This is a genomic window from Erwinia sp. PME.40.26/001, assembly GCF_055556675.1.
In genome coordinates, this window is the sequence record NZ_JBVHNP010000016.1 from 1 (window position 1) to 13,708 (window position 13,708).

Below are 13,708 nucleotides of genomic sequence, written 5' to 3' on the forward strand. Positions count from 1 at the left end.
TGGAGCGGGAAACGAGACTCGAACTCGCGACCCCGACCTTGGCAAGGTCGTGCTCTACCAACTGAGCTATTCCCGCTCTGGGTACCGACGAAAATTGTTCACCGGTACGGGGTGCGAATTATACGAGTATTTTGCCCTCCCGCAACCCCGTCACGGCAAAATTTTACTTTTTTTTTGCCAACTGCCGATTAAACCGCCATTGCGCTGATTTTTGCAGCATTACCGGGTTAAAAACAGGGCTGTTGGTCCATTTCCCGTTAACGGCCAGCATTACAGCTGGATGAAGTGCTCACGATAGTAGGCCAGTTCCGCCACTGACTCGCGGATATCATCCATCGCCTGATGGGTACCCTGCTTTTTGAAGCCCGGCAGGATTTCCGGTTTCCAGCGGCGTGCCAGCTCTTTCAGCGTGCTGACATCCAGGTAACGGTAGTGGAAGTAGGCTTCCAGCTCCGGCATATATTTAAACAGGAAGCGGCGATCCTGACCGATGCTGTTACCACAGATCGGGGAGCTGTTGGCGGGAACCCACTGTTCAAGAAAGGCAATCGTCGCCCGCACAGCGGCCTCTTCATCGATCTGGCTGGCTTTAACACGTTCCACCAGGCCACTGTTGGTGTGGGTACGCACATTCCACTCGTCCATTAACGCCAGTTGAGCATCTGACTGGTGAACAGCCATCACCGGGCCTTCGGCCAGAATATTCAGATCGGCGTCCGTGACCAGGGTGGCGATCTCAATAATCCGATCCTGCTCCGGGTCCAGGCCGGTCATCTCAAGGTCAATCCAAATCAGGTTGTTAGCATTAGCTGTCATAGTACGTCTCGCGTTGGCCGAAGCGGCATAGTGTCGAATTAAGGTGTATGATAGACGTTTTGCCCTGCCAGGGCGAAATATGCAAAACCGGTGTGAGGAACAGTGACTAAAAACAAACTATCCAAAGGTCAGCAACGTCGCGTGAGTGCCAACCACGATCGTCGCCTGAAACAGCGTGCTGATAAACCTGAGCCAGATGACAATCTGTTCGGTGAAGCGCGCGATGGCGTGGTGATCAGCCGTTTTGGTATGCATGCCGATGTGGAAGATACGGATGGTTCCGTGCACCGCTGTAACATCCGCCGCACCATTCGATCGCTGGTCACCGGTGACCGTGTGCGCTGGCGTCCAGGCGTGGAAGGGGGAGCTACCGTTAAGGGCATTGTTGAAGGCGTGCATGAGCGTACTTCAGTACTGACGCGTCCCGACTTCTATGACGGTGTGAAGCCTATCGCCGCCAATATCAATCAAATCGTCGTGGTGTCAGCGATTCTGCCTGAGTTGTCGCTGAATATCATTGACCGCTATCTGGTGGCGTGCGAAACGCTGGGCGTTGAACCGCTGCTGGTGCTCAACAAAACCGATCTGCTGGATGATGAAGGTCGTGCCTTTGTTAATGAGCAGATGGATATCTACCGCCGTATTGGCTACAAGGTACTGATGGTTTCCAGCCACCGTAAAGAGGGCCTGGCAGAACTGGAAGAGGCGCTGACCGGACGGGTCAGTATCTTCGCCGGACAGTCCGGCGTTGGTAAGTCCAGCCTGCTCAACGCGCTGCTGGGTCTGGAACTCAGCGCGGCGGAGATCCTGACTAACGACGTTTCCGATAATTCAGGCCTTGGCCAGCACACCACCACTGCTTCCCGTCTCTATCACTTCCCGCACGGCGGCGATGTCATTGACTCCCCGGGCGTACGTGAATTTGGTTTGTGGCACCTGGAGCCGGAACAAATCACGCTCGGATTTGTCGAATTCCGTGACTACTTAGGCGGATGCAAATTCCGCGACTGTAAGCATGACACCGACCCCGGCTGTGCCATACGCGAAGCCGTGGATAAAGGTGAAATAGACGAGTCGCGTTTTGTTAACTACCACCTGATTCTGGATACGATGTCTGAAGTGCAGGCGAAAACCCGCCGCTTTAGCAGCGACAAAGACTGACAAAACTGGCCTGATTGACAGGCGCGGGGAAGTAAACACAGCGCTCATCGCCAGGCAATAGCCTAAACCTGTGGGCGCTGCTACAATCCGCTCCCTTTATTAGCGCTGTCCCCCTGATTGATCACGTTACAGAATGGCATACCGCGCCTCTGCAACCTGACCCGGGGCAGCTATATCTGATTGAGCCAGGAGGCTAACGTGTTAGATCGTATTAAACTCGGCCTGAATAATATACTGCCTAAAAAAGCCCTGACTGAACTGGCCGGCTGGGGTGCCAGCAAACGGGGTGGATGGCTGACCAAAGCCGTGATTGACGCTTTTGTCTGGTTTTACAAGGTGGATATGAAAGAGGCGCAGAAGCCGGACACCGCCAGCTATCGTACCTTTAACGATTTCTTCGTCCGCCCGCTGCGCGACGAAGCCCGCCCGATCGAAACCGACCCGAATCTGCTGGTTCTGCCTGCTGACGGCGCGATCAGCCAGTTAGGCCATATTGACGGAGAACAAATTTTTCAGGCTAAGGGACATACTTATTCACTGGAAGCACTGCTCGCGGGTAATTCCGCGATGACTGAGATGTTCCGTGACGGTGAGTTTGTCACCACTTACCTGGCGCCACGTGACTACCACCGTGTTCATATGCCTTGTAACGGGATCCTGCGCGAAATGATCTACGTACCGGGCGACCTCTATTCGGTGAACCCGCTGACGGCACAGAACATTCCCAACCTCTTTGCGCGTAACGAACGGGTGATCTGCCTGTTTGATACCGAATTTGGTCCGATGGCGCAGATTCTGGTGGGCGCTACGATTGTTGGCAGCATCGAAACCACATGGGCGGGCACCGTAACGCCACCGCGTGAAGGCGTGATCAAACGCTGGAGCTGGCCGGGTGCGGATGCCGAGGGATCGATCGTCCTGTTGAAAGGTCAGGAAATGGGGCGCTTTAAACTCGGATCAACCGTGATCAACCTGTTTGCTCCTGGTAAAGTTAAGCTGGCAGAAAGCCTGACGGCTGAGAGCAAAACCCGTCTTGGCACGACCCTCGCCATCGCACTGCAAAAAGACAGTGCGGAAGACGTCCTCCATCATCCATAGCGGATAATCATGTCACGTCTGATACTCACCCTTTTGTTAGGCTGGAGCCTGCTCCAGCCAGTTTATGCCGCCAGCGCACCGGAGGCGACGCAGATCAAACAACAGCTGGAAGAGGCGAAGTCAGAAAAAACCTCCGCAAGTCAGACCGCCACCGTCGAGGCCCTGCAGTCCACGCTTAACTGGCTGGATGAATATCAGAAATCGGTGGATCTTACGCAGGATTATCAGCAGGTCATCGACGATTTTCCCAAGCTCTCCCGTGAATTACGCCAGCAGATCGTCACCCTGACAGACAGCAACAAGCCGCTGCGCAGCAACATGAGTGCCGCCGATCTCGATCAGGAGATCCTGCAGGTCAGCAGCCAGCTGCTGGAAGAGAGCCGCCAGGCCCAGCAGGAGCAGGATCGCGCCCGTGAGATCAGCGACTCTCTCTCCCAGCTGCCGCAGCAGCAAACCGATGCCCGCCGCGCGCTGAACGAGATAGAACGTCGCTTACAGGGACAGCCTGCCCCCAACACGCCACTCGGTCAGGCTCAGCTGGCGCAGCGTCAGGCGGAGTCTGCCGCACAAAAAGCCCGCGTGGATGAGCTTGAGCTGGCACAGCTTTCAGCCAACAACCGTCAGGAGCTGGCGCGTATGCGCGCCGAAGTCCATCAGCGTAAAGCCGCCAGCCTGGATGCCTATTTACAGGATTTACGTAATCAACTTAACAGCCTGCGCCAGCGTGAGGCCGAAATGGCCCTGGCCCGCACCGAACAGCTGGCCGAAAACAGCGGTGATATGCCCGCTGGCATCACCGAACAGTTTCGCATCAACCGCGAACTTTCCAGCGCACTGAATCAGCAGGCGCAGCGCATGGACCTGGTGGCCTCGCAGCAGCGAACCGCCGCCAATCAGACCATTCAGGTTCGCCAGGCACTCAGCACCATTCGCGAACAGTCGCAGTGGCTGGGCGTCTCCAACGTGCTGGGCGAAGCGCTGCGTGCCCAGGTAGCCCGCCTGCCGGACATGCCCAAACCGCAGCAGCTGGATAATGAAATGGCCCAGCTGCGCGTGCAGCGCCTCTACTATGAAGATCTGCTCGAGCGTCAGAAATCGCTGCGCCAGCTGCGTCAGGATGACAACAGCGACCTGACGCCTGAACAACGCCGTATCCTTGAAGCACAGTTGAAAACCCAGCGTGAGCTGCTGACCTCCCTGCTTTCCGGCTGTGACAACCTGATCCTCGGTGTCACCAAACTGAAAGTCGGCAACAGCCAGCTGGTGGATGCGCTAAATGAAGTCAAAGAAGCCACCCACCGTTACCTGTTCTGGACGGCTGATGTCAGCGCCGTGGACTTCAGTTACCCCATCAACCTCGCGCGTGACCTGCACCGCCTGCTGTCGCTGGACACGTTGGGTCAGTTGGGCGGCGCGATGGTGATGATGGTGACCAGCCGCGAAACCGTGCTGCCGCTGCTTGGCGCAGTGCTGCTGGTCGGCTTTAGCATCAGCTCACGCCGCCACTTCCGTAAATTCCTTGAACGCGCCTCCAGTAAAGTCGGCAAGGTGACCCAGGATCACTTCAGTCTCACCCTGCGAACGGTGTTCTGGTCAATTCTGGTGGCACTCCCTCTGCCGGTGCTGTGGGCAGCGCTGGGCTTTGGTTTGCAGCACGCCTGGCCCTATCCGATTGCCATTGCCATCGGTGACGGCGTGACCGCCAGCGTCCCACTGCTCTGGGCGTTTATGGTCAGTAATACTTTTGCCCGTTCGCAGGGGCTGTTCATCGTCCATTTCCGCTGGCCACAAACCCGTGTAGCGCGCGCGATGCGTTTCTATACGCTGTGCATCGGTCTGGTAGTCCCGCTGATGATGATGCTGATCGCCTTCGATAATCTTGAAGACCGCGAGTTTTCAGCCACGCTCGGTCGCCTGTGCTTTATTCTGATTTGCGGTGCCCTGAGCCTGGTGACCGTCAGCCTGAAACGGGCGGGGATCCCCCTGCATCTGGATAAAGAGGGCAACGGCGATAACTTTATTAACCGGATGCTGTGGAATGCGATGATCGCAATCCCGCTGGTCGCGGCCCTCGCCTCCTGTATCGGCTATCTGGCGGCAGCTCAGGCGCTGCTGGCGCGCCTGGAAACCTCGTTAGCGATCTGGTTCCTGCTGCTGGTGATTTACCATATTATTCGCCGCTGGATGCTGATCCAGCGGCGGCGTATCGCCTTCGATCGGGCACGTCAGCGCCGGGCTGAGATCCTTGCCCAGCGTGCGCGCGGCGAAGAGGAACTCGCCGCCCAGCAAACCGCCGCCGACAGCGTGGAGGTAGAAGAGCCGGTGATCGATCTGGATGCCATCAGCGCGCAGTCATTACGCCTGGTGCGTTCAATACTGACGCTGATCGCGCTGGTTTCGGTGATCGTCCTGTGGTCAGAGATCCACTCCGCGTTTGGCTTTATGGAAAATATTCGCCTGTGGGATGTCAGCACTACCGTACAGGGAGTGGAAAGCCTGCAGCCGATCACGCTGGGCTCGGTGGTGATTGCTATCCTGGTCCTGGTGATCACCACCCAGCTGGTGCGCAATATGCCTGCCCTGCTGGAGCTGGCGCTGTTGCAGCACCTCAGCCTGACGCCCGGCACGGGCTATGCCATCACCACCCTGACCAAATATATGCTGATCCTGATTGGCGGTCTGGTCGGGTTCTCCCTGATCGGCATTGACTGGTCGAAACTACAGTGGCTGGTGGCGGGTCTGACCGTCGGCCTGGGCTTTGGTCTGCAAGAGATCTTTGCGAACTTTATCTCCGGCCTGATCATTCTCTTCGAGAAGCCGATCCGCATCGGGGACACCGTGACCATCCGCGATCTGACCGGTAGCATCACACGCATTAATACCCGCGCCACCACCATTACCGACTGGGACCGCAAAGAGATTATCGTGCCGAACAAGGCCTTTATCACCGAGCAGTTTATTAACTGGTCGCTGTCAGACTCGGTCACCCGCGTGGTACTGACCATCCCGGCCCCGGCCGAGGCGAACAGTGAAGAGGTGACCAACGTGCTGCTCACCGCCGCACAGCGATGCAGCTACGTGCTGGAGACACCGCCGCCGGAAGCCTTCCTGGTGGATTTGCAGCAGGGGATCCAGCTATTTGAGTTGCGCATTCACGCTGCCGAAATGGGGCACCGCATGCCGCTGCGACACGAGCTGCACCAGCTGATCCTGCGGGGTTATCAGGAGCACGGGCTGGAGATGCCGTTCCCACCGTTCCAGGTGCGTATGGAAACGATCGGTCGCAAAACCCCCGCCAGCAACGGCGCGCCTGCGGCACGTAATTATAAATCGGGCGGGTTGTGATGGCCCGGCACCGGCCGAAGGTGGCCCTTCAGCCCTGACGCCGGGATCCTGACGGGGCGCACCGACTTTTCAGTGCGCCCTGCGCGCTAACAACGATCGACGGTAAACGCAATCACATCACTGAGCTGTTCGGCCTTCAGGGCCAGCATCACAATACGATCCACCCCCAGCGCCACGCCGGAACATTCCGGCATCCCGTGAGCCAGCGCGTCCAGCAGGTGAGTATCAATCGGCTGCACCGGCAGACCGGCTGCGGCACGTTTGCGGTTGTCCTGCTCGAAGCGCAGGCGCTGTTCGCGGCTGTCGGTAAGCTCACGGAAACCATTGGCCAGTTCAATCCCTTTGAAATAGACCTCGAAGCGCTCTGCCACGCGATGATCTTCCGTGCTGATCTCAGCCAGCGACGCCTGGCTTGCCGGAAAGTGATAAACGAAAGCGGGTTTCTCTTTACCGATCTCAGGCTCCACGCCCAGCATAAACAGCAGCTGTAAAAGCGTGTCGCGATCTTCTTCCCGATGGGCAAGATCGCCTGCGCCCAGCTTCACGGCGGCCTCACGCAGCTGCGCTTTATCGGCCGACAGCGGGTCAATCTCCAGATGACGGATAAACGCCTGCTGATAGGACAGGGTTTCTGCCGGCGCACACTCCAGCACCTGCTGTAAGAGATCGTCCACCTCGTTCATCAGGCGGTACATATCATAGTGTGGCCGGTACCACTCCAGCATGGTGAATTCGGGATTATGGTGACGCCCCATCTCTTCATTACGGAAGCTGCGGCACAGCTGAAAGATCGGGCCACTGCCCGCTGCCAGCAGGCGCTTCATATGGTATTCAGGGCTGGTCATCAGATAAAGATCGATGCCTGCGGCGGCGCCGGGCCCCACAAACCGCGTCTGGAACGGGAACAGATGCACGTCCGTCACCGTTGCCTGGCTCATCGCCGGGGTTTCCACTTCCAGTACGCCGCGATCGGCAAAGAAACGCCGGATTTCAGCCATAATCGCCGCACGCTTCAATAAATTGGCGATGGGTGCACAAGGCCGCCAGCTGGCCGAATCGCTCATCTTTTTCACTCCAAAGTCAGTAGGGGCAGGAAGTCTACCTGTACCAGCAGCAACACACAATTCTACGTCGAAAAAACCAGCAGCGCTTTATCCTTAAAAATAAAGTGGTTTTTATCCGCTACCCGCCTAAATGGCCGAACACATCAAATTAGCGCGTTTTTAACCCGCCTATACTGGGCGGCGACTGGCGGGTCAGAACCACCCGCCGTGCCTCTGGAATCATGTCAAACACTTACATACCTTCACTATTTCGCCCCGCAGGACCCGCTTCAATGGCGATGCGGTGGGAAGTATGTCGGGTATAAGGGAGGAAGCTGTGCAAACCCTGAATGCCGATTTGGTCATTGTTGGAGCCGGTGGTGCCGGGCTTCGTGCCGCGATTGCCGCTGCCGAAGCCAACCCGCGACTAAAGATTGCCCTGATATCCAAAGTCTATCCGATGCGCAGCCACACCGTGGCCGCCGAGGGGGGAGCCGCTGCGGTCACCCAGCAGCAGGACAGCTTTGATTCTCACTTTCACGATACCGTTGCCGGGGGCGACTGGCTGTGTGAGCAGCCGGTCGTGGACTACTTTGTCCAGCACTGTCCGCAGGAAATGGCGCAGATGGAGCTGTGGGGCTGCCCGTGGAGCCGTAAAGAAGACGGATCGATTAACGTGCGCCGCTTCGGTGGAATGAAGATCGAACGGACCTGGTTTGCCGCCGATAAGACCGGTTTTCATATGCTGCACACCCTGTTTCAGACTTCACTGAAATACCCGCAGATCCAGCGCCTGGATGAGCATTTTGTCCTCGACCTGCTGGTAGATGATGGCGTCGCGCACGGTGTGGTGACCCTTAACATGATGGAGGGTACGCTGCTGGAGGTGCGCGCGCAGTCAGTGATCCTCGCCACCGGCGGGGCCGGACGCGTCTACCGTTATAACACTAACGGCGGCATCGTCACCGGCGACGGTATGGGCATGGCGTTTCGTCATGGTGTTCCGCTACGCGATATGGAATTTGTCCAGTATCACCCGACCGGCCTGCCGGGTTCGGGCATTCTGATGACGGAAGGCTGCCGGGGTGAAGGCGGTATCCTGGTCAATAAAGACGGCTACCGTTATCTGCAGGATTACGGCATGGGGCCGGAAACCCCGCTCGGTGAACCGAGGAACAAATATATGGAACTGGGGCCCCGCGATAAGGTTTCCCAGGCCTTCTGGCACGAGTGGCGCGCAGGGCGTACCATCGCCACCCCGCGGGGTGATGTCGTGTACCTTGACCTGCGCCATCTGGGTGAGAAAAAGCTGCGGGAGCGACTGCCCTTTATCTGCGAACTGAGCAAAGCCTATGTGGGGGTCGACCCGATTACCGCCCCTATTCCGGTTCGCCCGACCGCACACTACACCATGGGCGGCATTGAAACCAACGACCAGTGCGAAACCCGTATTCAGGGTCTGTTTGCCGTCGGTGAATGCTCATCAGTCGGATTGCACGGGGCTAACCGCCTGGGATCCAACTCGCTGGCCGAGCTGGTGGTCTTTGGTCGCCTGGCGGGCGAACAGGCTGCACAGCGGGCCTCCCAGCCACATCCACTACGCGACACCGTCCTCAGCGCACAGCGCAACGATATTGAGAAACGCCTGCATGGCCTGGTGAACCAACAGGGCAACGAAAATGCAGCCACCCTGCGCGACGAAATGGGCATGGCCATGGAAGAGGGCTGCGGCATTTATCGCACCACCGACCTGATGCAAAAAACGATCGATAAACTGGCCGAGCTGAAGCAGCGTTTTTCCCGCCTGCGCGTTACCGATACCTCCAGCGTATTCAATACCGAACTGCTGTACGCCATTGAGCTGGCCCACGGGCTGGATGTGGCGGAGTGTATGGCCCATTCGGCCATCCAGCGGAAAGAGTCTCGCGGTGCCCATCAGCGACTGGATGAAGGCTGCACCACGCGCGACGACGAACACTTCCTCGCCCATACCCTGACATTCTACAACCCGCAGGGTGCCCCTGCGATCGCCTATGATCCGGTCACGATCACCCATCTCCCGCCAGCCGCACGCGTGTATGGCGCGGCCTCTGAGGACAAAACCCCTAAGGAGCCTGCTCATGAGTGAGAGCAAACGCCGTCAGATTGATATTCTGCGTTATAACCCGGAAAGCGATCGCGTTCCGCGCAACGAGATTTATGACGTGCCGTGGGATGAAACCACCTCGCTGCTTGATGCTCTGGGTTATATCAAAGATAACCTCGCCTTTGACCTGTCGTATCGCTGGTCATGTCGCATGGCCATCTGCGGCTCCTGCGGCATGATGGTGAACGGCGTGCCGAAACTGGCCTGTAAAACCTTCCTGCGTGATTACCCGTCAGGAATGAAGGTCGAGCCGCTGGCTAACTTCCCGATTGAACGCGATCTGGTGGTCGATATGACGCACTTTATCGAGAGTCTGGAGGCCATTAAACCCTGGATCATCGGCAACACGCGCGGTGCCAGTGAAGGTCCCGGACGGCAAACTCCGGCGCAGATGGCGAAATACCATCAGTTCTCTGGGTGCATCAACTGTGGCCTGTGCTATGCCGCTTGCCCGCAGTTTGGCCTTAATCCGGAATTTATTGGTCCGGCGGCCATCACCCTTGCCCACCGCTATAACCTTGACAGCCGCGACCAGGGTAAGGCCCAGCGGATGCCGCAGCTTAACGGTATTAACGGCGTCTGGAGCTGCACGTTTGTCGGATTCTGCTCAGAAGTCTGCCCTAAACACGTCGATCCGGCCGCCGCTATCCAGCAGGGCAAAGTGGAAAGCAGCAAAGACTTCCTGATCGCCACGCTCAAACCCCATTAAGGAGGCCATGAATGACCACAAAACGTAATGCGTATATTCGTCCGGTACGGGGAAACTGGTGGCAGGCGCTGCCATTTTACCGTCTGTACATGCTGCGTGAAGGCACAGCTATTCCCGCGCTGTGGTTTAGCATTGAGCTGATTATCGGCCTGTTTGCGCTCAAACTGGGGCCCGATAGCTGGGCAGGTTTTGTCAGCTTCCTGCAACACCCCATCGTCCTGTTGCTGAACCTGGTGGCGCTGGTCGCCGCCCTGCATCACAGCAAAACCTGGTTCGACCTGGCCCCCAAAGCACAGATTATTATCGTCAAAGGGGAAAAGCTGCCACCGGAGCCGGTGATCAAAGGGCTGTGGCTGGCATTGATTATTCTGAGTGGTGCGGTGCTGGCCGTATCACTGCTGGCCTGAGGAGTCATGATGAAAACACAACCACAACGTTCTGATGAACCGATCTTCTGGGGGTTGTTTGGCGCGGGAGGCATGTGGGCTGCGCTGGTCAGCCCGGTGATCGTTCTGCTGGTTGGGCTGCTGCTGCCGCTGGGCTGGGCCCCTGCAGGAACCTTCAGCTACGAGCGCATTCTGGGTTTCGCCCAGTCACTGCCGGGCAGAGTGATCCTGCTGTTGATTATCGTCCTGCCGCTGTGGTGCGCGCTGCACCGCCTGCACCACAGCCTTCACGATCTCAGACTGCACGTCCCGTCCAGTAAACTGCTGTGCTACGGGATCGCCTCGTTATTGAGCGTGGTGGCGCTGATCGCCGTTATTGCGGTCTAAAAACACAGCACAGGCTATACTTAAGCCATTCAATGATAAAGGAATGGTTTATGTCACTCTGGAAAATGCTCACCGCAGGCGCCGGGGCACTGCTCTCGGTCGCCTGTTCAACCACCCCACCGCAGGGCGTTACCCCTGTGACCGGATTCAACGCCGAACGCTACCTGGGCAGCTGGTATGAGATCGCCCGTCTCGATCACCGTTTTGAACGCGGGCTCGATCACGTTACCGCCACCTACAGCAAGCGAGACGATGGCGGCCTGAAAGTGGTTAACCGGGGCTTTAATACGAAAAAACAGCGCTGGCAGGAGAGCGTGGGCAAAGCCTACTTTACCGGCCCCAGCGATCGCGCCACCCTTAAAGTGTCCTTCTTCGGGCCATTTTACGGGGGGTATAACGTGATCGCGCTGGATAGCGATTATCAGCATGCGCTGGTGTGTGGGCCTAACCGGGAGTACTTGTGGATCCTGTCCAGGACACCACAGTTGGATGCCGGCGTGAAAGCCGATCTGGTGGCGCAAGCCCGTCGTGCCGGGTTTGCCGTGGATAAGCTGATCTGGGTTAATCAGCAATAACGACGTCGGGCCGGTGCAGCGCGCCGGCCCGTCAAAGCAGATTAATTCGTGCTTTTCTGAATTGCCTGACCACCTGCCTCAACATCTTCACCTACGCCACGCGTGGTGTTACAAGCTGAGAGTACGGAAGAGAGCACCAGAACTGAAAGAATGGCAACAATACTTTTCTTCATAGCAATTTCCTTTTAATTAGAGATAAGTACAACGCTATAAGCATAGCTGCATTTTATCCACCTGCCCGTGGTAAGCAGAAAAAAGGTCAGTTTATGAGAAGTTCAGGGGGAGTGAATTGAAAAGATAAGGGCCTGACGGGCAGGCCCCTACTGATTCGGGCTTATTTTACGCGTGAAACGTATTCGCCAGAACGGGTATCGACTTTGATCACTTCACCAATCTGCACGAACAGTGGCACTTTCACTACCGCACCGGTAGACAGCGTTGCTGGCTTGCCGCCCGTCCCCGCAGTATCGCCTTTCAGGCCCGGATCGGTGTCGGTGATTTCCAGCTCAACGAAGTTCGGTGGCAGCACCTGGATCGGCTTACCGTTCCACAGGGTCACGATGCACTCAGCATTGTCGAGCAGCCATTTAGCCGCATCGCCCACGGTCTTCTCTTCAACAGGGTGCTGTTCGAAGGTTTCCGGGTGCATGAAGTGGTAGAACTCACCGTCGTTGTACAGGTAGTTCAGGTTGGTATCAACGACATCAGCGCCTTCAGCGGAGTCGGTAGATTTAAACGTTTTCTCAACGCGCGTTCCGGTCAGCAGACGGCGCATTTTAACGCGTGCGAATGCCTGGCCTTTACCTGGCTTCACAAACTCGCTGGATTCGATGGCATAAGGTTCGCCTTCGAACATGATTTTAAGACCGGGACGGAAATCGTTGCTAGAATAAGTCGCCATGAAGGCCCTCTAAATTTATAACTGGTACTTAGCCAAAAAAATGGCACACATTGTAACCCTAAATACCCCTGTGCGAGAAGAATGGTTGCATCAACTTGCCGATGTAATCACTGATCCGGATGAATTACTGCAACTTTTAGCGTTGCAACACCACCCTGAACTGGTTTCAGGCCATGACGCACGGCGTCTTTTTGCCCTGCGCGTCCCGCGGGCCTTCGCTGCACGTATGCGTAAAGGCGATCCGCAGGATCCTCTGCTGCTTCAGGTGATCACCTCGCAGCAGGAGTTCGTTGATGCACCGGGTTACAGTACCGATCCGCTGGATGAGCAGAGCAGCGTGGTGCCGGGTCTGTTACATAAATATCGTAATCGTGCGCTGTTACTGGTCAAAGGCGGCTGTGCCGTCAATTGCCGTTACTGTTTTCGCCGCCATTTTCCGTACTCTGATAACCAGGGCAATAAACGCAACTGGCAGCAAGCCCTGGAGTATATCCGACAACAGCCAGAACTGGATGAGATTATTTTCTCCGGTGGCGATCCGCTGATGGCGAAGGATCACGAACTGGACTGGCTGATGAGTGAACTGGAGCAGATCCCTCATATCAGACGCCTGCGCATCCACACCCGCCTGCCGGTCGTGATCCCCAAACGCATCACGGAAACACTGTGCCAGCGGCTGGCTCAGTCACGCCTGCAAACGCTGATGGTGACCCATATCAACCATGCGCAGGAGATCGACGACGATCTGCGTCTTGCAATGCAAAGCCTCAAGCAGGCCGGGGTGACGCTGCTCAATCAGAGCGTATTGTTGCGCGGCATTAATGACAATGCCGCCACGCTGGCCACGCTGAGTAATGCACTGTTTGATGCCGGTATCCTGCCCTATTACCTGCACGTACTGGATAAAGTGCAGGGTGCCGCACATTTCTATGTAGACGATGAGCGTGCCCGCGTCATTATGCGTGAATTGCTGGGCAGGGTATCAGGCTATATGGTGCCGAAGCTGGCGCGGGAAATTGGCGGGGAGCCGAGCAAAACGCCGCTGGACCTCCAGCTACGTCAGGAGTAAGTCCTGCTTTTGTGCCGGAAAGTAAAAAGGGTGGCCATCATGCCACCCTTTCTGAACATCAGCAGCCTGACA

The 13,708-nt window shown here is 57.0% G+C and carries 13 protein-coding genes and 1 tRNA gene; 9 read left to right on the top strand and 5 right to left on the bottom strand.

Annotation, left to right across the window (positions count from 1 at the left end):
- Together ACZ3HG_RS22490 and orn are read right to left on the bottom strand one after the other, a co-directional pair.
- Window positions 1-76, bottom strand: a tRNA-Gly gene (locus ACZ3HG_RS22490).
- A gap of 194 nt (window positions 77-270) precedes the next feature.
- Window positions 271-816, bottom strand: a complete 546-nt coding sequence (gene orn, locus ACZ3HG_RS22495; protein ID WP_062745700.1) for an oligoribonuclease — start codon at window positions 814-816, stop codon at window positions 271-273.
- Between the two features lie 102 nt (window positions 817-918).
- Between orn and rsgA the strand changes: the two genes are divergently transcribed.
- The 3 genes from rsgA to mscM all read left to right on the top strand — a co-directional run bounded on the left by rsgA (window position 919) and on the right by mscM (window position 6,420).
- On the top strand, window positions 919-1,977 hold the full coding sequence (rsgA, locus tag ACZ3HG_RS22500; RefSeq protein ID WP_191934348.1) for a small ribosomal subunit biogenesis GTPase RsgA: 1,059 nt from the start codon (window positions 919-921) through the stop codon (window positions 1,975-1,977).
- Window positions 1,978-2,175: 198 nt separating this feature from the next.
- Window positions 2,176-3,075, top strand: a complete 900-nt coding sequence (gene asd / locus ACZ3HG_RS22505) for an archaetidylserine decarboxylase (protein ID WP_191934349.1) — start codon at window positions 2,176-2,178, stop codon at window positions 3,073-3,075.
- 9 nt (window positions 3,076-3,084) lie between these two features.
- Complete coding sequence (gene mscM, locus ACZ3HG_RS22510) at window positions 3,085-6,420, top strand: miniconductance mechanosensitive channel MscM (protein WP_465334519.1); 3,336 nt, start codon at window positions 3,085-3,087, stop codon at window positions 6,418-6,420.
- A gap of 86 nt (window positions 6,421-6,506) precedes the next feature.
- Here mscM and epmA read toward each other — a convergent pair whose 3' ends face one another.
- Window positions 6,507-7,484 carry an elongation factor P--(R)-beta-lysine ligase gene (gene epmA / locus ACZ3HG_RS22515; RefSeq protein WP_062745707.1) on the bottom strand — a complete coding sequence of 326 codons (978 nt, stop codon included), beginning with the start codon at window positions 7,482-7,484 and terminating at the stop codon, window positions 6,507-6,509.
- A gap of 316 nt (window positions 7,485-7,800) precedes the next feature.
- Between epmA and frdA the strand changes: the two genes are divergently transcribed.
- Genes frdA through ACZ3HG_RS22540 form a run of 5 tightly spaced genes read left to right on the top strand, consistent with a single transcriptional unit; the run spans window position 7,801 to window position 11,666 of the window.
- On the top strand, window positions 7,801-9,591 hold the full coding sequence (frdA, locus tag ACZ3HG_RS22520) for a fumarate reductase (quinol) flavoprotein subunit (RefSeq protein WP_465334521.1): 1,791 nt from the start codon (window positions 7,801-7,803) through the stop codon (window positions 9,589-9,591).
- Window positions 9,584-10,318, top strand: a complete 735-nt coding sequence (locus ACZ3HG_RS22525; protein WP_191934352.1) for a succinate dehydrogenase/fumarate reductase iron-sulfur subunit — start codon at window positions 9,584-9,586, stop codon at window positions 10,316-10,318. Before frdA ends, ACZ3HG_RS22525 begins: the two co-directional genes overlap by 8 nt.
- Before the next feature lie 11 nt (window positions 10,319-10,329).
- Window positions 10,330-10,725 (top strand): fumarate reductase subunit FrdC, encoded by a 396-nt coding sequence (frdC, locus tag ACZ3HG_RS22530; protein ID WP_465334524.1) that lies wholly within the window; start codon window positions 10,330-10,332, stop codon window positions 10,723-10,725.
- A gap of 6 nt (window positions 10,726-10,731) precedes the next feature.
- Window positions 10,732-11,091 carry a fumarate reductase subunit FrdD gene (gene frdD, locus ACZ3HG_RS22535; RefSeq protein ID WP_191934354.1) on the top strand — a complete coding sequence of 120 codons (360 nt, stop codon included), beginning with the start codon at window positions 10,732-10,734 and terminating at the stop codon, window positions 11,089-11,091.
- Window positions 11,092-11,141: 50 nt separating this feature from the next.
- Window positions 11,142-11,666: a lipocalin family protein gene (locus tag ACZ3HG_RS22540; protein WP_062745728.1), complete on the top strand. Its 525-nt coding sequence runs from the start codon at window positions 11,142-11,144 to the stop codon at window positions 11,664-11,666.
- Window positions 11,667-11,707: 41 nt separating this feature from the next.
- Here ACZ3HG_RS22540 and ACZ3HG_RS22545 read toward each other — a convergent pair whose 3' ends face one another.
- Together ACZ3HG_RS22545 and efp are read right to left on the bottom strand one after the other, a co-directional pair.
- Window positions 11,708-11,839 carry an entericidin A/B family lipoprotein gene (locus tag ACZ3HG_RS22545; protein WP_062745730.1) on the bottom strand — a complete coding sequence of 44 codons (132 nt, stop codon included), beginning with the start codon at window positions 11,837-11,839 and terminating at the stop codon, window positions 11,708-11,710.
- Between the two features lie 161 nt (window positions 11,840-12,000).
- Complete coding sequence (efp, locus tag ACZ3HG_RS22550; RefSeq protein ID WP_062745732.1) at window positions 12,001-12,567, bottom strand: elongation factor P; 567 nt, start codon at window positions 12,565-12,567, stop codon at window positions 12,001-12,003.
- A gap of 40 nt (window positions 12,568-12,607) precedes the next feature.
- On the opposite strand from efp, the gene epmB reads away from it, so the two are divergent.
- Complete coding sequence (epmB, locus tag ACZ3HG_RS22555) at window positions 12,608-13,636, top strand: EF-P beta-lysylation protein EpmB (protein WP_191934355.1); 1,029 nt, start codon at window positions 12,608-12,610, stop codon at window positions 13,634-13,636.
- Window positions 13,637-13,708 lie beyond the last annotated feature (72 nt).